This window comes from Alteromonas sp. 5NW40-0090 (assembly GCF_057552975.1).
This window is the reverse complement of the sequence record NZ_BAAJLT010000001.1, coordinates 247,809-270,072: the sequence shown is the minus strand read 5'-3', so window position 1 is coordinate 270,072 and position 22,264 is coordinate 247,809. Positions and strand designations below refer to the sequence as shown.

At 44.7% G+C, this 22,264-nt stretch carries 19 protein-coding genes; 14 read left to right on the top strand and 5 right to left on the bottom strand.

The genetic code is table 11. The annotated features are described in order from the left end of the window. The first annotated feature begins 43 nt into the window (after nucleotides 1-43). The 6 genes from AC27KT_RS01160 to AC27KT_RS01135 all read left to right on the top strand — a co-directional run bounded on the left by AC27KT_RS01160 (nucleotide 44) and on the right by AC27KT_RS01135 (nucleotide 6,875). Nucleotides 44-2,929: a M16 family metallopeptidase gene (locus AC27KT_RS01160; RefSeq protein WP_487126689.1), complete on the top strand. Its 2,886-nt coding sequence runs from the start codon at nucleotides 44-46 to the stop codon at nucleotides 2,927-2,929. A gap of 74 nt (nucleotides 2,930-3,003) precedes the next feature. Beyond that, complete coding sequence (gshA, locus tag AC27KT_RS01155) at nucleotides 3,004-4,602, top strand: glutamate--cysteine ligase (protein ID WP_487126687.1); 1,599 nt, start codon at nucleotides 3,004-3,006, stop codon at nucleotides 4,600-4,602. Nucleotides 4,603-4,669: 67 nt separating this feature from the next. Beyond that, the gene (locus AC27KT_RS01150) at nucleotides 4,670-5,308 is read left to right on the top strand and encodes a transglycosylase SLT domain-containing protein (RefSeq protein WP_014948754.1); all 639 of its coding nucleotides are present in this window, start codon (nucleotides 4,670-4,672) and stop codon (nucleotides 5,306-5,308) included. A 292-nt stretch (nucleotides 5,309-5,600) separates the two neighbouring features. Continuing rightward, nucleotides 5,601-6,059, top strand: a complete 459-nt coding sequence (locus AC27KT_RS01145) for a hypothetical protein (protein ID WP_487126685.1) — start codon at nucleotides 5,601-5,603, stop codon at nucleotides 6,057-6,059. 98 nt (nucleotides 6,060-6,157) lie between these two features. Next, nucleotides 6,158-6,571, top strand: a complete 414-nt coding sequence (locus tag AC27KT_RS01140) for a hypothetical protein (protein ID WP_014948756.1) — start codon at nucleotides 6,158-6,160, stop codon at nucleotides 6,569-6,571. A gap of 178 nt (nucleotides 6,572-6,749) precedes the next feature. Further along, on the top strand, nucleotides 6,750-6,875 hold the full coding sequence (locus tag AC27KT_RS01135) for a hypothetical protein (RefSeq protein ID WP_012517787.1): 126 nt from the start codon (nucleotides 6,750-6,752) through the stop codon (nucleotides 6,873-6,875). 29 nt (nucleotides 6,876-6,904) lie between these two features. On the opposite strand, the gene smrB is transcribed toward AC27KT_RS01135, so the two are convergent. Beyond that, a complete protein-coding gene (smrB, locus tag AC27KT_RS01130) occupies nucleotides 6,905-7,555 on the bottom strand; it encodes an endonuclease SmrB (RefSeq protein ID WP_014948757.1) in 651 nt (216 codons plus the stop codon). Nucleotides 7,556-7,707: 152 nt separating this feature from the next. On the opposite strand from smrB, the gene prmB reads away from it, so the two are divergent. From prmB to AC27KT_RS01115, 3 genes are all read left to right on the top strand, one after another. Next, complete coding sequence (gene prmB, locus AC27KT_RS01125; RefSeq protein WP_487126980.1) at nucleotides 7,708-8,643, top strand: 50S ribosomal protein L3 N(5)-glutamine methyltransferase; 936 nt, start codon at nucleotides 7,708-7,710, stop codon at nucleotides 8,641-8,643. A 9-nt stretch (nucleotides 8,644-8,652) separates the two neighbouring features. Further along, entirely contained in the window at nucleotides 8,653-9,750 is a 1,098-nt protein-coding gene (aroC, locus tag AC27KT_RS01120; RefSeq protein ID WP_487126682.1) for a chorismate synthase, read from the top strand. 151 nt (nucleotides 9,751-9,901) lie between these two features. After that, the gene (locus AC27KT_RS01115) at nucleotides 9,902-11,119 is read left to right on the top strand and encodes an MFS transporter (protein ID WP_487126680.1); all 1,218 of its coding nucleotides are present in this window, start codon (nucleotides 9,902-9,904) and stop codon (nucleotides 11,117-11,119) included. Between the two features lie 28 nt (nucleotides 11,120-11,147). Here the strand turns inward: AC27KT_RS01115 and AC27KT_RS01110 are convergent, their stop codons facing one another. The 4 genes from AC27KT_RS01110 to sodB all read right to left on the bottom strand — a co-directional run bounded on the left by AC27KT_RS01110 (nucleotide 11,148) and on the right by sodB (nucleotide 16,813). Further along, nucleotides 11,148-12,695, bottom strand: coding sequence for a SpoVR family protein (locus AC27KT_RS01110; protein WP_487126678.1), 1,548 nt, complete (start codon nucleotides 12,693-12,695; stop codon nucleotides 11,148-11,150). A 1-nt stretch (nucleotide 12,696) separates the two neighbouring features. Next, nucleotides 12,697-13,983, bottom strand: a complete 1,287-nt coding sequence (locus AC27KT_RS01105; RefSeq protein ID WP_487126676.1) for a YeaH/YhbH family protein — start codon at nucleotides 13,981-13,983, stop codon at nucleotides 12,697-12,699. A gap of 85 nt (nucleotides 13,984-14,068) precedes the next feature. Further along, nucleotides 14,069-15,991: a PrkA family serine protein kinase gene (locus AC27KT_RS01100; protein ID WP_487126674.1), complete on the bottom strand. Its 1,923-nt coding sequence runs from the start codon at nucleotides 15,989-15,991 to the stop codon at nucleotides 14,069-14,071. Between the two features lie 240 nt (nucleotides 15,992-16,231). Then, nucleotides 16,232-16,813 (bottom strand): superoxide dismutase [Fe], encoded by a 582-nt coding sequence (sodB, locus tag AC27KT_RS01095; protein ID WP_025254504.1) that lies wholly within the window; start codon nucleotides 16,811-16,813, stop codon nucleotides 16,232-16,234. A gap of 350 nt (nucleotides 16,814-17,163) precedes the next feature. On the opposite strand from sodB, the gene AC27KT_RS01090 reads away from it, so the two are divergent. The 5 genes from AC27KT_RS01090 (at nucleotide 17,164) to AC27KT_RS01070 (ending at nucleotide 22,237) form a co-directional block, all read left to right on the top strand. Continuing rightward, nucleotides 17,164-17,514, top strand: a complete 351-nt coding sequence (locus tag AC27KT_RS01090) for a Grx4 family monothiol glutaredoxin (RefSeq protein ID WP_136780857.1) — start codon at nucleotides 17,164-17,166, stop codon at nucleotides 17,512-17,514. Nucleotides 17,515-17,848: 334 nt separating this feature from the next. Beyond that, nucleotides 17,849-20,455: a TonB-dependent receptor plug domain-containing protein gene (locus AC27KT_RS01085; RefSeq protein ID WP_487126671.1), complete on the top strand. Its 2,607-nt coding sequence runs from the start codon at nucleotides 17,849-17,851 to the stop codon at nucleotides 20,453-20,455. Nucleotides 20,456-20,620: 165 nt separating this feature from the next. Beyond that, nucleotides 20,621-21,181 (top strand): RNA polymerase sigma factor, encoded by a 561-nt coding sequence (locus AC27KT_RS01080; RefSeq protein ID WP_487126978.1) that lies wholly within the window; start codon nucleotides 20,621-20,623, stop codon nucleotides 21,179-21,181. 1 nt (nucleotide 21,182) lies between these two features. Continuing rightward, complete coding sequence (locus AC27KT_RS01075) at nucleotides 21,183-21,473, top strand: FecR/PupR family sigma factor regulator (protein WP_487126669.1); 291 nt, start codon at nucleotides 21,183-21,185, stop codon at nucleotides 21,471-21,473. Further along, a complete protein-coding gene (locus tag AC27KT_RS01070) occupies nucleotides 21,446-22,237 on the top strand; it encodes a FecR family protein (RefSeq protein ID WP_487126667.1) in 792 nt (263 codons plus the stop codon). The genes AC27KT_RS01075 and AC27KT_RS01070 overlap by 28 nt, the downstream gene beginning before the upstream one ends. The last annotated feature ends 27 nt before the right edge of the window (nucleotides 22,238-22,264 follow it).

Here is a 22,264-nt window from a genome sequence, read left to right as displayed (position 1 = left end):
GTGAAGTCGAGTGAAAGAATGTAGTAATTTAAAAGGAATCATCATGTCAGGAAAACTGACCCTACGTACCCTCTTTATGACCATAAGCGTCATTGCAGTAACAGCGTGTCAGCACGTACAGGAAGAGAAAACAAATAGTCAACTAGACACTGTAGCTGGCGCGTCAAACACCGTGTCGATCCCTTACGAAAAATACACATTAGATAACGGGCTCACGGTCATTCTGCACGAAGACCATTCTGATCCGCTGGTTCACGTCGATGTTACCTATCACGTTGGCTCTGCGCGAGAAGACGTAGGCAAATCGGGATTTGCTCACTTTTTTGAACACATGATGTTTCAAGGCTCAAAGCATGTTGCCGATGAGCAGCATTTTAAGGTTATTACAGAATCGGGCGGTAATTTAAACGGCACCACCAATACCGATCGCACTAACTATTTTGAAACAGTGCCTGCCAACCAATTAGAAAAAGTCCTTTGGCTAGAATCTGACAGAATGGGCTACCTGTTAGAAGCCGTAGACCAAACTAAGTTTGAAAACCAAAGAGAAACCGTTAAAAACGAGCGCGCCCAACGTGTGGACAATCAGCCCTATGGATTGCGTTTCGAGTTGAACGGTGAAGCGCTATACCCAGAAGGGCATCCATACTCGTGGATGACGATCGGCTATGTAGAAGATTTAGACCGCGTTGACGTCAATGACCTAAAAGCCTTTTTTAAGCGCTGGTATGGCCCGAACAATGCGGTCCTAACCATTGGTGGCGATATCGACGTAGCCAAAACCAAAGCGTGGGTGAATAAATACTTTGGGGAAATCCCAAGAGGACCGAAAGTAGAAGAGCCCGAGCCTCAGCCTGTAACGTTAGACGAAACCCGTTATGTAACGTTAGAAGATAAAGTTCATCTTCCGCTTCTGCAAATAACTTATCCTACAGTGTATGGTCGCCATGAAGACGAAGCGCCACTGGACGTGCTGGCCGATATTTTAGGCGGTGGAAAAACCTCACTGTTTTACAAAAACCTAGTGAAAGAAGGCATGGCGGTGCAAGCCGTGGTGTCTCACCCTTGCCGCGAACTTGCCTGTGAATTCCAGCTACTCGCTTTAGCTAACCCTGCAAAAATCACCTCACTTTCTACTCTCCAGAACGTACTGAATGAAACCCTAAAAGAGTTTGAGACACGCGGTGTAACGGCAGATGATTTAGCGCGTACAAAAGGACAAATTGAAGCACGTACGGTATTTGGCTTACAAAGTGTATCTGGCAAAGTGTCAGCCCTCGCCGCTAACGAAACCTTTTACCAAACGCCAGATTTGATTGCCGAAGATATTGCGCGCTATAACGCCGTAACTGCTGAAGACGTTATGCGTGTTTACAATAAATATATCAAAGACGCCAATAGCGTTGTATTAAGCGTGGTGCCAAAAGGGCAGGTTCAGCTCGCTGCGGCTGAGCAGACCTTTGAACGTCCGGTGAGAAATATTGAAATCGATACGGTAGAAGTGTCTGAAAATGAAGCCGTTACCAGTGCTCTATCTACCAATACCGCCCCTAGCTTTGATAGAAGCGTAATGCCGAAAGCCGGTGAGGCACCGGTTGTGGAAGTTCCTGATTATTGGGAATCTGAACTTGCCAACGGCATTGAAATACTTGGCGTAACCAGCACCGAAACGCCAACGGTAACGCTTACATTAGGTATGGATGGAGGCATGTTGCTAGACCCTGAGGGTAAAGCGGGTACGGCCTACTTAACCGCGTTACTTATGAATGAGACTACAAAGCATTACAGCAACGAAGAATTAGCCAGCGAACTTGCAAAACTGGGTAGCGCTATCCGATTTAGTACTGCAGGTAGATACTCACAAGTTTACGTGTCTACTTTAACCAAGCATTTAGATGAAACCCTAGCGCTGTTAAAAGAAAAGCTGTTCAACCCTGCGTTCACTCAAGAAGATTTCGACCGCATGAAAGAGCGTGTTGTACAAGGCTTACAGCAGCAAGCGAAAACGCCGTCTAGCTTAGCCCGCCGCGCGCGTGACCTCGTTTTGTTTGGTGAAGAGAACCGCGTGAGCCTGCCGGATGAAGGCACGCTGCAAACTGTGCAGAATATCACGTTGGAAGATGTTAAAACGTTTTATGCCAATTACTATTCGCCAGATAAAGCGAGTATCGTCGTTGTTGGTAACTTACCGAAAAAAGACATGGTAAATACACTAGACTTTATTGGTCAGTGGAAGGGGAATACCTATGAATTTGCTGATTACAGCGACTTTCCCAAGTACGAAGAAAACCAAATCTTCCTAGTAGATAGCCCAGAAGCGGTTCAGTCGGTAGTATTTATTGTTGATAGAAGCTTACCTTTTGATGCGACAGGCGATCACTTTAAGTCTCGCCTTATGAACTTCCCATTAGGGGGAGCATTTAACAGCCGCATAAATCTTAATCTTCGAGAAGATAAAGGCTTCACCTATGGAGCAAATAGTGGTTTCGTTGGTGGCAAAACCCTTGGCTGGTTTGAAGCAAGTACCGACCTCACTGCTGCTAACACAGGTGAAGGTATCGCTGAAATTTTAAAAGAGATTAATCGCTACCGCACTGAAGGTGTAACCGAGGAAGAAATTGCGTTCATGCGCAATGCCTTTACGTTAAGCGATGCACTTGAATTTGAAACACCTACCAGTAAAGCGCGCTTCCTACGACAGTTGCTTAGCTATGGTCTTGATAAAGGTTATCGTGCAGAGCAGCTTGCTATTATCAACAATATTGATAAAGAAACGATGGATGCGTTGGCAAAGCAATATTTGAATCTCGACAAGATGCAAATTATTGTAGTAGGCGATAAAGCAAAAATTTTGCCTCAGTTAAACGCGCTATCGATGCCAATTATCGAGTTATCAGTAGAGAGTAATACTCGAGAAACGTTAAACTGATAGATTAATTTTTGTTGAATTTACATTATTGCCCCCCATAACAGGGGGCTATATTGACATAACGGACCACCATTTTGACTGTAGACTCATCCCGTTTTGAAGCGCGCATTGCTGCGCTTAAGTCACCCGAATTTCTCGCTGCGCTAAAAGATATTAAGCGCGGCGTTGAGCGCGAAGCCCTTCGTATAAACCCGAACGGAACGTTGGCACAAACACCCCATCCTAAACCGCTGGGATCTGCGCTAACCCATGATTCAATCACTACAGATTTTTCTGAGTCTTTGCTTGAATTCATCACGCCGCCAGAAAACAGTGCTGTCAAAACGATTTCTCAGTTAAAAGATATCCATAAATTCGTTATTGATAATATTGGTGAAGAGCAAATATGGCCGCTAAGTATGCCATGCTTTATAGATGATGAAGCGCACATTCCCATCGCCTATTTTGGTGAGTCAAATGTGGGCAAGATGAAGCGTGTATATCGCATTGGTCTGAAAAACCGCTACGGCAGTATGATGCAGGCAATTGCCGGCGTGCATTTCAACTTTTCTCTTCCCGAAACGTTTTGGAAGCTATGGGCTGAACTGAACGGAAAAGAACATTCTCAAGAGCAGACTTCAGCCGATTATTTTGGGCTTATCCGCAACTACCGCAGGTTGTGTTGGCTTATTCCTTATTTGTACGGTGCATCCCCTGCATTATGTGGATCGTTTTTAAAAGGAAAGCAGCATGCGTTACCTTTTAAAAAGGTAGGTAAGGGCACGGTATACATGCCATACGCGACATCACTTCGCATGAGTGATTTAGGCTACACAAGTGCAGAGCAATCGTCGCTTAAGATTTGTTACAACAAGCTAGACAACTATGTCACCTTGCTGCGCGATGCGATGAATACGCCGTCATCTAGGTTCAGCCAGTTTGCTGCAGGCGAAGAGGGCAATTATCAACAGTTAAGTCGCAACATCATTCAAATTGAAAATGAACTGTACTCGCCTATACGCCCTAAGCAGCCCACTCAGTCAATGGAAAAGCCAACAGACGCTTTGGTTAGACGCGGTATCAGCTACATTGAAGTGCGCGCTCTAGATGTAAATCCATTTTCGGCAATTGGTATTTCACAGGCGCAATTTGATTTCTTAGATGTTTTCTTAGTAGCGTGCTTACTAATGCCAAGTGCAGAACTTGATGAAGCGCAGCTTAAAGAAGCTAAAGAGAATATGAATAAAGTGGTGTTAGAAGGGCGAAACCCCGATTTGCTCCTGCAAAATGGCGGAGAAAATATTTCACTACCTAACTGGTGTGCTTCGCTGTTTAAGTCCTTCGAGCAAGCGGCCGAATTACTTGACTTGGCCAATGATACGTCGCGTTATACCCAAGCGGTGAAGGTCGAGGCTGAAAAAGTAGCGGATCCGGCGCTAACGCCGTCAGGTAAACTACTTGCGACTTTGCTAGAAAGCGACAAAGATAATGGCGTGTTGGGCTTAGAACTGGCACAAGCTTATCAAGCTGAGATGAAGTCTTTTGAATACTCGGATACAGATGCTGCTGGATTTGCTGCCCAAGCTGACGTGTCGTTTGCTGCTCAAAAAGAAATAGAAGCTGCTGATGTGAAAGACTTTGATACATTCATTCGTGATTATTTCGCTGAGGCCCCAGCAAAAAAAAATGCCTGACATAGGTCAGGCATCGAAGGGTTCCAGGGAAACACACATTTTACTAGAACATTAGTTAAGACAAGCTATGAACCAAAAGTTCAAAAAATTGGTTGTTTTTTTATCAACTCTCATCGTTCTTTTTCCACTGTTTATCGCTGGGTGTGCAACTACGCCTCCTAAAGACATCAGTAATTTGTGCGAAATATTCTACGAAAAGGACGATTGGTATGATGCAGCTGCTGATGCCCGCGATAAATGGGGTGTGCCTATACATGTTCCAATGGCCATGATGTATCAAGAAAGTTCCTTCCGCCACGATGCGCTTCCACCGCGAGATTATGTTTTCTTCGGGCTTATTCCTTGGGGGCGTGTTAGTTCGGCTTATGGCTATTCACAAGCGAAAACACCTACCTGGTCTGACTATATGAGAGAAACAGATAACAGTGGTGCGGATCGTGATGATTTCGAAGACGCTATCGACTTTATGGGGTGGTTTATTTACAAGTCGCAAAAAGTGAACGGTATTTCTAAATGGGACGCCTACGCGCAATACCTTAACTATCACGAAGGATGGGGCGGGTACAAACGCAGAAGCTATGATAGAAAGCCGTGGCTGAAGAAAGTGGCGTCAAAAGTTAAAGCGCGCTCGTTGCGCTATGCTACGCAACTTAAAACCTGCGAGGAAGATCTTCAAAAAGGTTGGTTTATGAAGCTGTTTAGCTAAATTACAGAAACGAGAAGAAGCGACGTTATAGTCGCTTTTTTTATGCGTCTATGAACGTTGATTAAAATAAGTAGAAGAATATATTGAAGAAAAAATTGAGGGATAGACGGGCGTCTATCCCTCAGCGACGCTAAGCCAAGACCGTTTTTTTACCCAACGTCGAACAGGCATTTACAAGATATTGCAAATGAGAATGATTTGCAATACATTTTTGTGGTTAATTTTATGCCTCGATATGCAGTTAATTTATCTGGCCCTAATCTTGTTCTATACTTTTTAAGTGGAGGAACGTATGGATATAGACAAGTTTAGTGCGCATGGAGAAGTTCACGCTCATTTTCAAGCAGAGCAAAATATTCTACATATAGACTTAGTAGGTCCGTTTAATCTTGAGTTCATGCAAAAGTATGAGCGTGTGGTTGGCGCACAAAGAAAGAATATTGATACACCGTGTTGGGGAAGCTTAGTAAATGTGCATGGTCTAGCACTTGCGCCCATGGAGGCTACTAACGCTGGGCAAGAAATTGTTAGTAAAGCCGTAGCATTGGGACTAATCGCCACGGCAGTGGTGCTTCATGAACCAGAAGGTGTGGCAATGCAAAAGAAGTTTTGGTCTCGTGTTTATGAATCTTCAACACTAGCATTCGAATACTTTGACGACACTGCTCAGGCAACACTGTGGTTGAGTGAAAAAGTACTTGCTTGTCTGCAGGCCCACTATGTTAATCAGTTCAATAATGCCAGACGATAGCCATAACAGTCCTAACTTGGCGAACTCGCCCTGTCAAAACTGATCTTTGCTCAGTGCTCCACTCTACCAATTGAATGAAGGCATAACAGGAGGTAGCCATGGTAGGTAGTCAGCACCAATACCGTTTTTTCAACGTCAACAATGTGCTATTCGATATACCAAGCAATGTTTACGACGATAGCGTCGTCGACGGATGGTTTAGGAATATCGCAAGAGAGGGTCAGAAACTTGATAAGTGGGTAATTCTATCTATTCCCGACAAAAGTTTAACGATTACACATACTGCCGCATCTCAACTTTGCTCACGGCTTCCCTTTCTGAGAACGTATGGATGTTTGGGTTTTCTTTTGCTTGCGAACCATGTAAACGCCAAAATCTTTCAACACAGTCTTCGAGCAACACCCCCCAATTTTGATATACAAGTTAGTGAGTCGATGGAGCAGCTGTGCCGTAATGCGGAGGCGTTGCTTGGTTATGAGGGAAACCTGAACATATTCAATCGTTACAACTAAGTATGGCAAAGCCCCAATTGTGATGGCGCGACAAATAGGCGGATTGGTATTAACTGTATGTTGACCTGGATCAAATAATTAGGCCGACAGCTAACGACTAGAAATCGAATTTGATCTGGATCACATCCTCTATCTAACGCCTCTTCTACTATTTACTTAGTTGAAGAGGAGATTACTTATGTTGTGGACTATGATGAAAGACCCCGTAGTATGGGGCTCACTACTCGGTATAGGCATTATTGTAGCGATGATGATGTATTACACTTATTTGTTTATGCACAACAGTGCAGATGAAGACAAATAAGTCACCATGTAAGGCTGTTCAGGTGCAAATTAACGCTTGTTGTTTTGAAGCGGTATGTCGATGAGTACCAGTAGTGCTGCTTGTCCACCGTATTCGAGGGGCGCTTGATGAAATGCACGTACGTGTGGGTGCTGAACTAAGTAATGGGGCAGGGCGGCTTTTAGCACGCCCTGACCAAAACCATGCATTACGCACACGCAATCTATCAGTTCTTTTCTTGCCGTGTGAATAAGTGCGGCAAGCTCGGCTTTTGCCATCTCTCGGGTAAGGCCATGTAAATCTAACGTCATTTCTGGCGAGTAGTCGCCACGGCGCAGCTGCTTCAAAATATGCGTAGACTCACCTTCTTGGCAAAAGCGCATGGGCCCTTCTTGCGGCAACGCTGCCTGGTACATATCAGAAAAGTCGAAGCTTGCCGCTAATTGCTTGCTGTGTTTTAGATGTTTACCTTTTACCTGCTGCGACTTCTTAAATAACTCAACTTGCTTATCAGGCTCAACTTTATCTTGTGATAAAGGCGTCACTCCCTGCATTGCATCGGCAAATGAAAAAGTCTCTTCCTCGGTATTCGTAGACATATTTCCATTACGGGCGCCTTCCTGTCTCGCCTGACTTTTATGGCGATGAGGTTCAGAAAGTTGCTTCTTTAATGCTTTGAGTTCTTTTTTAAAGGTTTTCATCAACAACAGCTTGGGTAAATACACTCGAGTTTAACGATTCAAAACGCCTAAATTATAACGAATAGAAAGATTCGGTACGTAGTTAATTATGTGAATCGGTATGAAGTTTGGGTATGATACCAGCTTTGAAATTTTTGATGTACCCAAACGCCATGACCGATAAGTTTTACCTTGAAGAAGCCATTGAAGATCTGCATACCCTGTTAGATATGACACGATGGGCAACCAGCCGTTTTAACGATGCGGCCTTGTACTTTGGTCATGGTACTGACAATGCATGGGATGAAGCGACAAGCCTAGTTATGCAAGCCTTACATTTGCCTCATCCTATATTAGAGCAAGTTGGGGACAGCGTAATGACGTCTCGCTTAACGAAAAGCGAGCGAGAGAAGATTGCAGAGCTTGTTTTAAAGCGCGTGCAAACTCGCATGCCATTGCCTTATATCACAAATGAAGCCTGGTTTTGCGGTATGCCATTTTACGTAGACGAGCGCGTGCTTATTCCACGTTCACCGTTTGCTGAACTCATTCAAAACGAATTTGCGCCTTTTGTAGAGTCGACGCCAAACACTATTCTCGACATGTGCACGGGCGGTGCGTGTATTGCTATTGCGCTTGCTCATGCATACCCAGAGGCGCAGGTAGACGCTGTAGATATCAGCACAGATGCCTTAGAAGTTGCCGATATTAATATTCAGGAGCATGGTCTAAGTCACCGTGTGTATCCAATCCAGTCAGATCTGTTTTCAAGTTTAGAAGGGCAGGAGTACGATCTTATCGTGTCTAACCCGCCTTACGTTGATGCAGAGGACATGGCTGATTTGCCAGAAGAGTATCACCACGAGCCTGAGCTCGCCCTTGCCGCAGGTGAAGATGGTTTGGAACTGGTTGATATCATGCTTAAAGAGGCGCCAACTTACCTTAATGACGGTGGCTGGTTATTCGTAGAGGTAGGGAATAGTGAAGTGCATATGAGCGAAAGGTTCCCTGGCTTAGAAGTCATTTGGCTTGAATTCGATAACGGTGGTTCAGGTATTTTCGCCGTGCGCAAAGACACACTAGTACAGTATTTTAGTAGTAAGGATTAATAGTTAATTATGTCAGGTAACAGCTTCGGAAAACTTTTCACTGTAACCACGTTTGGTGAAAGCCACGGCATTGCAATTGGCGGTGTGGTAGACGGTTGCCCTCCTGGACTTGAGATCACAGAAGAAGATCTTCAGGTTGATTTAGACAGACGCAAACCCGGCACTTCGCGCTATACCACAGCGCGAAGAGAAGACGATGAAGTACAAATTTTATCTGGCGTATTTGAAGGTAAAACTACTGGCACCAGTATTGGTTTATTGATTAAAAATAAAGATCAGCGAAGCCAAGATTACGGCAATATCAAGGACCGCTTTCGTCCAGGCCACGCTGACTATACCTACGATCAAAAGTACGGAAGCCGTGACTACCGAGGTGGTGGTCGTTCATCAGCCCGCGAAACAGCTATTCGCGTAGCCGCAGGTGGTATTGCGAAAAAGTACCTCAAAGAAGTGCACGGCATTGAAGTGTTAGGCTATTTGTCTCAGCTTGGCCCGGTAACGGTAGATAAAGTTGATCATAGTGTGACTAACACTAACCCGTTCTTCTGCCCAGATGAGTCTAAGTTAGATGCGCTGGACGAGTACATGCGTGACCTTAAAAAATCTGGTGACAGCATTGGCGCAAAAGTATCGGTGGTAGCGAAGAACGTGCCTGTAGGCCTTGGCGAGCCAGTTTTTGATAGGCTAGATGCTGAAATTGCCCACGCCATGATGGGAATTAACGCAGTGAAAGGCGTGGAAATTGGTGATGGTTTTGATGTTATTAATCAAAAAGGCAGTGAACACCGCGATACGCTTACTCCTGACGGCTTCACCTCTAATCATGCAGGTGGCGTGCTAGGCGGCATCTCTACCGGTCAGGATATTGAAGTACACATGGCGCTTAAGCCTACCTCAAGTATTTCGGTTCCGGGTAAAACTATCAATAAAGATAATGAGGAAATCGATATCGTCACCAAAGGGCGTCACGACCCGTGTGTGGGTATCCGTGCTGTACCTATTGCCGAAGCCATGCTGGCGCTGGTATTGATGGATCATCTGCTGCGTCACCGCGCGCAAAATGCCGGTGTGATATCAACGACGAAACCAATTGCGAGTCAGGCATAGCGTTTATAATCCCAACGCCGCATTCTAACGACCGCCATATTCACGCGGTTTACAAATACGCGCAGCACTAAAAACATGCTGTGCTAATGAATTTTACTATTCGCCACTACCCGTTTTGCGCTAGTGGCGTTTTTGCATATGGAGATGTGAATTGTCATCTAATGGTCTAAACCACGGCGAAAGCGTTGATACAGCCGCAAAAAGCAGCAAAGCTGCTCTCTTTATCCTGGCTATTACCTACTGGCTTTATTTCGGGCAACTTGGCGTGCTAGTGCCTTATTTAGGTATCTTCCTTGATGGGCGGGGATTCTCCTCTGCCGAAATCGGTGAGCTCTTTGCGGTTATAACGCTAGCACGTATTTTAGGGCCAGGCCTGTGGGCAGGCGTGGCCGATAAAACGGGTAATGCCATCGGCGTAATGCGTTTAGGCTGCTTGCTCACCGTACTGACTTTCAGTTCGGTGTTTTACTTCACCAGTTTTTGGGGGCTTACGCTGGCGTTCGGATTAATGATGATGTTCTGGACAGCGGTGTTGCCTCAGCTTGAAGTTATCACAATGAACACGGTGGCGAAAACCAACGCTACCTATGGGCAGGTAAGACTATGGGGGAGCGTTGGCTTTATTTGTTTGACGGTCGGTGTAGGAAAGGCCCTAGATATTTTTTCTACCGATACGCCAGTGCACGCCAGTATTGGCGTACTTGCACTCTTGTTTGTAAGTACCTTGTTTATACGTGCTCCCAAAGAACCTGCACCTGAATCGTCTACGGCGGGCAGTATTTGGAAGTACGCCAAGCAAAAACCTTTTGCTATCTTTATTTTCGCTTCAGCGTGCTTGCAAATTAGCTTTGGTGCGTATTACGGTTTCTTCGCACTTTACATGCGCGACCTTGATTACAGCGGCCAACAAACTGGCATCTTTATCGCGCTAGGGGTACTTGCCGAGGTGGGGATATTTCTCATTGCCCGCAGGCTTATTAGTCAGTTTGGCGTTTGGAATTTATTGTTTGTGAGCATCGCACTAACAGGGCTTCGCTGGTATGTGATGGCGGCATTTGCCGATAGCTTTATGGTGATCGTATTAAGCCAGCTTATTCATGCCTTAAGCTTTGGGTTAACCCATGCTGTGTCGGTGCATTTTATCCACCAGTTCCTTCCGAAGGCGTATCAAAGCCGAGGACAAGCTGTATATATCAGTATAGCGTTTGGATTAGGTGGCGCATTTGGCAACTACATGGCTGGGCAGCAGTGGCAGCAAGGTACTAACGCCTATGAGACGTTCGTTACCGCAGCCGTTTTTGCAGCAATAGGCGCACTGTCACTGCTACTGTGTTCCAGAAAAGACATGGAAAGTGCAAAGGCGGCTTAAAATCTTGTTCTGATGGCTGACCGCAGGCTTACGCCTGCGGTACACGTTTACACTCTGATATCACGTCAATGCCTTCATCACCATTGTCTTGCTCTAAACGTACATCAAATTTCCACAGCCTGTGCAGGTGGCGCATAACTTCATCTTTTGAATCGCCTAGCGGAATTCCTCGCTGAGGAATATAGCGAAGAGTAAGCGAGCGGTCGCCTCTCACATCAACGTTATGTACCTGGATGTTGGGTTCTAAATTACTCAAATTGTATTGAGCAGACAGCTTCTCTTTAATAATTTGATAACCCATTTCGTCGTGGATAGCGCTTACCGCAATAAAGGGCTTAGCTGTATCGTCCTCAAGGGCGAATAACTTAAAGTCGCGAATTACTTTAGGTGATAAAAACTGGCTAATAAAACTTTCGTCTTTAAAGTTTTCCATGGCGAAATGCACGGTCTCAAGCCAGTCTTTACCCGCAATACTCGGTAAATATTTATAATCTTCTTCAGTTGGGGACTGACATACCCGTTTAATATCCATAAACATGGAAAAGCCTAATGCGTATGGATTAATGCCAGAGTAGTAAGGGCTGTTGTATTCTGGCTGCATGACAACGCTTGAATGACTGTGCAAAAACTCCATCATAAAGCGGTCGCTGACCAACCCCTCGTCATACATCTGATTTAGAATATGGTAATGCCAAAAACAGGCCCATCCCTCATTCATTACTTGGGTTTGTTTTTGCGGATAAAAATACTGCGAAACTTTCCGTACAATACGCACAATCTCTCGCTGCCAAGGTTCAAGTAAAGGAGCGTTTTTTTCGATAAAATAAAGCAGGTTTTCTTGCGGTTCTTGTGGAAAGCGAATTTTTTCTTTGTGTTTGCTATGCGGGCTATTTGGCAAGGTGCGCCAAAGCTCGTTCACTTGCGATTGCAGGTAGGCCTCGCGCTCTTCTTGTCTGTTTTTCTCTTCTTGTAACGAAATTTTCTGCGGGCGTTTGTATCGGTCAACGCCGTAATTCATTAGCGCGTGGCACGAGTCGAGCATATTTTCGACTTCATCAAATCCATATTTTTGTTCGCATTTAGCAATGTAGTTTTTAGCAAAGACCAGGTAGTCGATGATAGAGCTGGCATCGGTCCAGGTTTTAAATAAGTAGTTGCCTTTGAAGAATGAGTTGTGACCGTAGCACGCATGAGCCATAACGAGCGCTTGCATGGTAATGGTGTTCTCTTCCATTAAGTACGCAATGCAGGGGTCAGAGTTAATGACGATTTCGTAAGCCAGCCCCATTTGTCCACGACGGTATTGTTGCTCAGTTTGAATAAACTTTTTGCCAAAGCTCCAGTGCGTGTAGTTAAGCGGCATGCCGATGCTGGCGTACGCATCCATCATCTGCTCGGCGGTAATAACCTCAATTTGATTAGGATAGATGTCTAACTTAAATTTTTTGGCGATGCGATCGATATGTTGCTCATACTCTTCGATAAGTGGAAACGTCCAGTCGGGCCCATCGCTTAATAAGTGGCGTTTTGATGTTTCAGGCTTGCTGTTTTCTTTTGCCATAGCGTCGGTTGTCATATTAGGCTCCTTGCTGCGCATCTTGTTCAGAGCGTTTGAATAACTCTCTGAACACAGGATAGATGTCGGCCTGTGTCTGTATGTGCTTACATACAAAGTTGTCGTGAGTGGCGGCCACTTTCTCGTATTCTCGCCACAAACTTTGGTGCTGCCTCTCGGTTATCTCGATATAGGCATAGTAACGGGTTGCGGGTAGCAGTTTAGCGGCAAGTAAGTCACGACACTGCGGCGAGTCATCAGCCCAATTATCGCCATCTGACGCTTGTGCTGCATAGATATTCCAATTTCCATCGCTGTAGCGCTCGCGAACGACTTCATCCATTAGCTTCAATGCACTTGAAACAATAGTGCCGCCGGTTTCTTGAGAGTAGAAAAACTCGTGCTCGTCTACTTCTTTCGCTTGCGTGTGATGACGAATGTACACCACGTCTACGTTTTCGTAGGTTCGCGTCAAAAAGAGATACAGCAAGATGTAAAACCGTTTAGCCATGTCTTTGGTGGCTTGGTCCATAGAGCCAGATACATCCATTAAACAAAACATTACGGCTTTGCTTGAGGGAAGCGGACGCTTGTCATAGTTCTTAAAGCGCAAATCGAAAGTATCAATAAAAGGCACGCGGGCTATTTTGGCTTTAAGTGCTTCAATTTCTTCATTTAATGCATTTATGGCTAACGTATTGTCGTGCTTGTCTTCTATAAGCAGTGCAAGTTTTTCTTCAAGCTCTCTCAGTTTCTTTCTATCATTTCCGCTTAAGGCAATACGCCTTGCCACAGAGCCTTTGAGTGAGCGAACAATATCTAAATTACTTGGCACGCCATCGGTCTGATAACCTGCGCGATAGGTTTCGTATTGGGTGACTTTATCAAATTGATTTTTCTTTAAGTTGGGAAGCGCTAAATCTTCAAAAAGTAGATCTAAATATTCGTCTTTGGATATAGAAAATACGAACTCATCTTGGCCTTCGCCTTCATTGCTAGCGTCGCCTTCGCCTGCGCCCTTGCCACCGCCACCTGGCGGTCTATCAATTTTATCACCCGCTGTGAATTGGTCGTTGCCGGGGTGGACAATATCTCTACTGCCGCCGCGGCCGGTATGAAAAATAGGTTCAGAGATATCTCTGGCTGGAATGCTTATTTGCTCGCCAGAATCTAAATCGGTAACAGAACGTTTACCCACTGCATCAGAAACAGCGCGCTTTATCTGCTGTTTGTAACGCTTGATAAAGCGCTGGCGGTTTACCGTACTCTTACCTTTGCTGTTTAACCTTCGGTCAATAAAATGCGCCATACACACCTGCTTGTCTTGTTGTGAACTACAAATACCCGTGCTGAAGCACGCATTACACGCGCTTCAGCACCACATGCGTTTAGCGCTAAGACGCTTTACGTACGCGCAGGTACCATTCACACAGCAACCGAACTTGTTTTTGCGTATATCCCTTCTCGGTCATACGATTTACAAAGTCGTCGTGTTTTTTCTGCTCCTCTGCAGAGCCTTTGGTGTTGAAAGAAATAACCGGCAGTAAGTCTTCCGTGTTAGAGAACATTTTCTTCTCAATCACGGTGCGAAGTTTCTCGTAACTGGTCCATGCTGGGTTTTTGCCGCCGTTATTTGCACGGGCTCTCAAAACAAAGTTAACGATTTCGTTACGGAAGTCTTTAGGATTACTTATTCCCGCAGGCTTCTCTGTTTTTTCTAACTCAGCATTCAGTGACGCTCTGTCGAACAGCTGTCCGGTTTCTGGATCGCGATACTCTTGGTCTTGGATCCAGAAATCAGCATAGGTGACATAGCGGTCAAACAGGTTTTGCCCATATTCAGAATAGGACTCCAAGTAAGCCGTTTGAATCTCTTTACCAATGAATTCCACGTAGCGAGGGATAAGGTAGCCTTTCAAAAACTCCAAATACTTATCAGCGGTTTCTTGAGGGAACTGCTCCCGTTCAATTTGACGCTCCAGTACATAAAACAAATGGACTGGGTTTGCCGCCACTTCTTGGTGATCGAAGTTAAAAACCCGAGAGAGAATCTTAAATGCAAAGCGGGTGGATAACCCTTCCATGCCTTCATCGACACCGGCGTAATCGCGGTACTCTTGATAAGACTTGGCTTTCGGATCGGTGTCTTTCAGGCTCTCGCCATCATACACGCGCATTTTAGAAAACAGACTGGAGTTCTCTGGCTCTTTCAAGCGCGATAACACCGTAAACTGCGCTAAACACTCTAGCGTGTCTGGAGCACACGGCGCGCCGTTAAGCTCGCTGCTGTCTAGTAACTTTTTGTAGATCTTAATTTCTTCACGTACTCGCAAACAGTACGGTACTTTTACAATATAGACACGATCTAGGAAGGCTTCGTTATTCTTATTGTTTCTAAACGATTGCCACTCAGATTCGTTTGAATGCGCAAGTATAAGCCCATCGAAGGGTAGGGCAGAGAAGCCCTCTGTTGGGTTGTAGTTACCCTCTTGTGTAGCGGTTAATAGTGGATGCAGCACCTTAATCGGTGCTTTGAACATCTCTACAAATTCCATTAAGCCCTGATTGGCTTTACATAAAGAACCCGAATAACTGTAAGCATCGGGGTCGTTTTGTGCATATTGTTCTAAGCGGCGAATATCAACTTTACCCACCAAAGATGAAATATCTTGGTTGTTTTCATCACCAGGCTCAGTTTTAGCAATACCCACCTGGTCGAGCACTGACGGATAAATGCGAACCACCTTAAACTGGGTAATATCGCCATTGAATTCATGCAGGCGTTTGCGCGCCCACGGCGACATAATGGTTTTTAAGTAGCGTTTAGGAATGCCGTACTCTTTTTGTAAAATGTCGCCATCTTCTTTGACGTCAAACAGACAGAATGGATGGTCGTTAACAGGCGAGCCTTTCAGCATGTAAATAGGTACGTGCTGCATCAGTTCTTTAAGTCTCTCTGCCAGAGACGATTTACCGCCACCCACTGGACCGAGCAAATAGAGAATTTGTTTCTTCTCTTCAAGACCTTGCGCGGCGTGTTTAAGGTAAGAAACAATTTGCTCTATGGCCTCTTCCATGCCATAGAATTCTGAAAAAGCTGGATAACGAGAAATAACGCGGTTTGAGAAAATGCGGCTAAGTGCCGGGTCGTTGGCAGTGTCGATTAATTCAGGCTCACCAATAGCTTGTAGCAAACGTTCTGCTGCATTTGCATAAGCGGTTTGATCCTCTTTACAAATTTCAAGGAACTCCCCAATGGTGAACTCTTCCTGTTTTCGCTCTTCATAGCGACTTTGATAGTGTTCAAAAATACCCATGAATACCCCTTAAATACGGAACCCCGTAATTTCAGCTTAGTCGGTATTTGGGAAAAGGATAGTAATTATTGTGTATAGTTTTTAATCTTTTCGTCTAATGAAAAATGCAACTTTAATAAGAATTTAGTGTCACTTAATCAACAACAGCGCATAAAAAAGCCCCGCTTAGAAGCGGGGCTTTTTATTCGTATTCTTTAGCGCTGTGTAGTACGAACTGCGTACTACAAAAAAGCGTAAGGCTTACGCAAAGTTTTTGCTTGCGAATTCCCAGTTAACCAGTGCCCAGAAGTTTTCTAGGTACTTAGGACGCGCGTTACGATAATCGATGTAGTAAGCGTGTTCCCAAAGGTCAACTGTAAGTACTGGTGTTAGGTCATCGCCAGAAATAGGTGTTTCAGCGTTGCTAGTGTTAACGATATCTAGGCTACCGTCTGCAGTTTTAACTAGCCATGTCCAGCTAGAACCGAAGTTGTTTACTGCTTTGTCGTTGAACGCTGCTTGGAAGTCTGCAAATGAACCCCATTTTGCGTTGATCGCATCAGCTAGTGCGCCAGTAGGCTCGCCGCCGCCATTCGGGCTAAGGCAGTGCCAGTAGAACGTGTGGTTCCACACTTGCGCTGCGTTATTGAAAACACCGCCTTCAGAAGATTTGATGATTTCTTCTAGGCTTTTGTTTTCCATGTCAGTACCTTCAACTAGGCCGTTCAGCTTAGTTACATAAGTAGCGTGGTGCTTGCCATAGTGGTACTCAAGCGTTTCAGCAGAAATATGCGGTTCTAGTGCATTTTGTTCGTATGGTAATGCTGGTAGTTCAAAAGCCATGACGGTCTCCATGTTGGTTTAGTATTGTAGTCTAAAGCACACTTATCTTCGCCTGTTCAATAAGTGCCAGTCAACGCTTTGCTGACTATATCACTTTAGACGCTAAAGCATATCCCAGATGTGGGGATAAAGTCTTATAACTCAATGACAAAATTGTGAATTTTTTTTCAAAATCTATTTTGTGGAAATATAGCGTTGGTAGATATACAGGTAGATAGGGATAGAGCGTACTAAAAGATCAATTCAGTAATGGGTAATTAAAAAGGATTTTATGATACCCTTTGCCTTGATAAATCATTCATGCATTCCCATCTTTAGTGGGAATACACTTTTGTGCTCAGAGGAATCAAATGGATAATACTGAAAATCAATCAACGCTAGATAGAATCAAGCAGCAAATCGAAGAAAACCCAATTTTGTTGTACATGAAAGGTTCTCCTAAACTACCTAGCTGTGGCTTTTCTTCACAAGCATCACAAGCGTTGATGTCATGTGGCGAACCATTTGCTTATGTAGATATTCTACAAAACCCTGATATTCGTGCTGAACTGCCTAAATACGCGAACTGGCCTACTTTCCCACAATTATGGGTAGAAGGCGAGCTTGTTGGTGGTTGCGATATTATTATTGAAATGTTCCAACAAAACGAACTTCAGCCGCTTATCAAAGAGACAGCTGAAAAATACAAAGAAGAAGAGTAAGCCTTTCGATTTGTAGCAGATTTCTGACATCTTGAATATCGATTACAAAGCTGGCTTTATGCCAGCTTTTTTCATTAAAAACCGCCAAAAACGCCTCACTTTTATTCCCGTGAAAATTATATAGACAGGTCAGAAATAAAGATCCTCTATGGTCTGAAAAAATATTTTTATTTTGTCTAAAAAGGTTTGTTTTTTAATATCTTGCGTTCTATAAAATCAACCATCTGGCCACAAATGAGTCAGTGTTGAAGGTATAAAATAACAACCTCTCGAAATACTTTTTTATTGTGTGAATAACGCTGAAAGTGTTTTAGAGAAAATCCGGGAAATCACCATGAATACAACCTTGTCTTTATTGACTAAAAACGTGCGTGGCGTATTAGCTGCATCAGCCGCGTTTTCAGTAATGGCTGCGGCACCTGTCTATGCACAGGAAGCTGAAGAAAGTGCAAAAGCTGAAGATTTTGAACAAATTGCTGTAGTTGGTTCGCGCGCAGCACCTCGCTCCGTCGCAGACTCAGCGGTGCCAATTGATATTATTTCTGACGAAGAGTTTAAGCAGCAGGGTGCCACAGATATGGTATCTATGATGCAAACTGTTGTTCCGTCTTTTAACGTAAACGACCAGCCAATAAACGATGCTTCAACGCTTGTTCGTCCCGCTAACCTTCGCGGCATGGCATCGGACCACACGCTAGTGCTTGTAAATGGTAAGCGTCGTCACCGCTCTGCGGTCATCACTTTCTTAGGTGGCGGTCTTTCAGATGGTGCACAAGGTCCTGATATTTCTGTTATTCCAGCAGCGGCACTGAAGCAGGTAGAAGTCCTTCGTGACGGTGCAGCGGCGCAATACGGTTCAGACGCCATTGCTGGTGTAATTAACTTCGTACTTAATGATGCGTCGGAAGGCGGTACATTTGAAGCACGTTACGGCTCTTTCTACGAAGGCGACGGCGATATGATTCAGCTGTCAGGTAACGTGGGTTTGCCATTATCTGACAAAGGCTTTCTTAACCTTTCAGCTGAGTACCGTACTGCTGACGATACGTCTCGCAGCGTTCAGCGTGACGATGCTGCTGAACTAGTAGCTGCGGGTAACACCTTTGTTGCAGACCCTGCACAAATTTGGGGCTCTCCTGAAATTAAGCATGACATTAAGCTTTTCGCTAATGCGGGACTTGAGCTTTCCGATACGTCAGAAGCGTATATATTTGGTAACTTTGCCGAGCGTGAAGTTGAGGGGGGCTTTTATTTCCGTAACCCGCACAACCGTGGTGGCGTAAATGATGGCGGTATTGATCCTGCTGATCGCAACGGCGACGGCGTGATTGAAGAGGGGGAAGGTTTTCAGTTGCTGCTAGTTGGTGACTTAACAGGCGATATGTCTGGGAACTGCCCAACAGATATACGCGTTGGCGACAATGTCCTTACTAATCCACGCTACATCAATGAAGTAGCGAACAACCCAGATTGTTTTGCATTTAACGAAATGCTTCCAGGTGGATTCACACCTCGCTTTGGCGGTACGGTAACAGACATGTCTCTTGTCTTTGGTACTAAAGGCGAGTTAGACAACGACATTACCTATGACGTAAGTTTAAACCTTGGTCAAAACGAAGTTGATTTTGCTATTAGCAACACTATCAATCCGTCACTTGGCCCAGAAACGCCAACGTCATTTAGCCCAGGCCGTTACACGCAGTCTGAGCAAACTCTTGATATTGATTTTACAAAACCTTTCGATGTTGGTTTGTATGAGCCGCTATTCGTAGCGACTGGATTCCAATACCGCAACGAGAGTTATGAGAGCGTTGCAGGTGATACTGCCTCTTATGAAATAGGTCCGCTGGCGACACAAGGCTTTGGCATTGGCTCAAATGGTTTCCCTGGCTTGGCGGCCAATAGCCAAGGTCGTGTGTCCCGCAACAACATCGCGCTTTACATTGACGCTGAAGCCTATATCACTGAAAACTTCATGCTAGCCGGTGCGCTACGTTACGAAGACTTCTCTGATTTTGGCGATACCACGAAAGGTAAAATTGCTTTCCGTTGGCAGGCGCTTGAGAACATTGCGTTCCGCGGTGCATTCTCTACAGGCTTTAAAGCGCCTACGCTCGGTCAAAGTAACGTTCGTAACGTAACCACAGCGTTCGGCACAGGTGGTGAGCTTATCGACCGTGCAACGTTGCCACCAACAGATCCGGTATCTCAGCTTAAAGGTGGCGAGCAGTTAACGCCTGAAGAGTCAGAAAGTATCACGTTTGGTGTGGTAGCCGATTTCGATAATGGCCTATTCATTACCGCTGACTACTACAACATAGAACTGACTGACCGTATCAGTACGGCGTCTGGTATCGAGTTGACTGACGAAGATATCGCAGCACTGCTTGCGCAAGGCATTAATGATGCGTCTAGCTTCCAAGAGATCAGTTTCTTTACTAACGACTTCGATACAACGACAGAAGGTGTAGACGTTGTAGCGAATTACGCAATGGAAATGATGGGCGGTGAAACTAAGTTCTCACTTGCTTACAACTGGACGTCGACAGAAGTAGATCGCGCGTCAGAGAACATCTCTGACTTCCGTATTCGCATGCTTGAAGACAACCTTCCAGCAGTACGCTACAGTGCAACAGCGAATCACACCAATGGTGACTGGCGCTTCCTTGCACGCTTGAACTATTACGGTAGCATCTTTGAAGATCACTTAGATTCTGCATTGCCTATCGATAAAGTAGGTTCAGAGTTTACTGTTGACTTAGAAGTAGCTTATAACTTCACTGAAGAGTTTACTGTAACGGTAGGCGCGAAAAACGCCTTTGATGAATACCCAGATGAGAATACACAGTATGCTGGTATCGCAGGTTCGTTGTATCCAACTACCTCACCAATCGGTATTAACGGTGGCTTCTATTATCTAAGAGGTGTTTACACGTTCTAATCGCTAATACTAGCGAAAACAACTTTCACAATTGTTTCGACGTGGAGGGGAGCGTTAGCTCCCCTTTTATTTTCAATATCGAACATCATTTACGTGAAAAGTCATGAAGAAACAGGCATTATTGATGCCATTGTAAGCAATTCGAAACACACAACTTTTATTATTATGACAAGAAAGTCGACAGTAGCTGAAACCTTTTTAAAATACCGCTCGAAATTAATGCGCGCGGTAGGTTCTATTGTTGGCGCTGACGATATTGAAGATATCGTGCAAGAAGCCTTTATAAAGAGCTACGAAGCAGAATTAAAACAAGAAATACAATACGAGCGGACATACATGCTCAAAACAGCGCGTAACTTAGCGCTAAACCATGTTGCTAAAGCTGAAAATAAAAACAAACAGCAGCTGGATGACATGGATATTTTGCCTTACGAACTTGTTGGGCACAGTTTAGAAAAGAATGTAGAAAGTAAAGAGCGCTTTATTCATTTTTGCCGAGCGACAGACACACTGTCAGCTGATGTAAAACGCGTATTTTTACTGAAAAAAGTATATGGCATGCGACAAAAAGAGATCGCAGAGCTTGTAGGGCTAAGTGAAAGCACCGTAGAAAAGCATGTCGCCAAAGGTTTAATGATGTGCTCTAGATATTTAGCTGAGCTGTCAAAGGACAGTGCACCTTCCCGTGCCACTGCTACCGAGACTCAGGACATAAGCAGTAGTTAACATGAACAATATTCGCCAGTTTTCAAGCAAAGAAGATATTCAAGAGCAAGCCTGCCTTTGGATAAGCCGTCTCGATCGCGGTTTAAAAAGTGACGAAAAAGTAGAATTAGACGCCTGGTTGGCAGAGAGTAATGCGCATCGCCAAGCATTATTAGATGCCGCTAGCTTGTGGGACGATATGTCGGTGCTTAACGAACTAAGCGGCCTGTTTCCACAACCAACAACCCGTAGTACCGCTAAAAACAAAGCTTGCCGAAGGCTGCTGTGTGGAGCATCGCTGCTACCTTCTTAGTCATGGCAATTGCTGTTGGCGTCATTGTTCAGCGAACTTGGTTAAACAGCGCTCCTGAATTTGCTGCTATAAGCCAAAAAGTACAAACCGGCGTGGGTGAACAGAAAAATGTAACGCTAGCGGATGGTTCAAAGCTTCACTTGAATACTAACTCTACGGTAACCATAGACTTTACATCGACGGCGCGTAACATTGTTCTTTTGAAAGGCGAAGCTCACTTTGAAGTCGCTCACGATAAAACGCGGCCATTTTCCGTTACTGCGGGAAACAATACGGTTACTGCGGTGGGTACAGCGTTCAATATGCAGTATGTTGATGACAACGCGTTCGAACTTGTTGTTACCGATGGCAAAGTGTTAGTTAAAGACCGCTTCAAAGCGTCGTCTTCTAATGACTCCCTGTTTGGAAAGCGCCCCGTTGCTGAAGAGGGGCTATTGATGTTTGCTGGGGAGAAAGCCACCGTTGTGGGTAAAGTTGAAGCCCGTGAGAGCATGTCACAAAATGAAATTGATGATGATCTAGCGTGGCAGCAAGGTATGATTGTTTTCAAAGGTGAACCTTTGGAATCGGTGCTTGCTGAAATTGGGCGATACACACCCGTTCGCTTCCATATCTCTGACGATAGTTTGCGAAAGCGAAGAGTGGCTGGCTATTTTAAAGTGGGCGATATAAACGGTTTGCTATCGGCACTTGAAAGCAGTTTTAATATTAAATACGAGAAGGTCACTGAAAACAGCATTGAGCTTAAGCTGGCGAAAAGTTAAATATTTCTGAAAGTTAGATGTTATCGG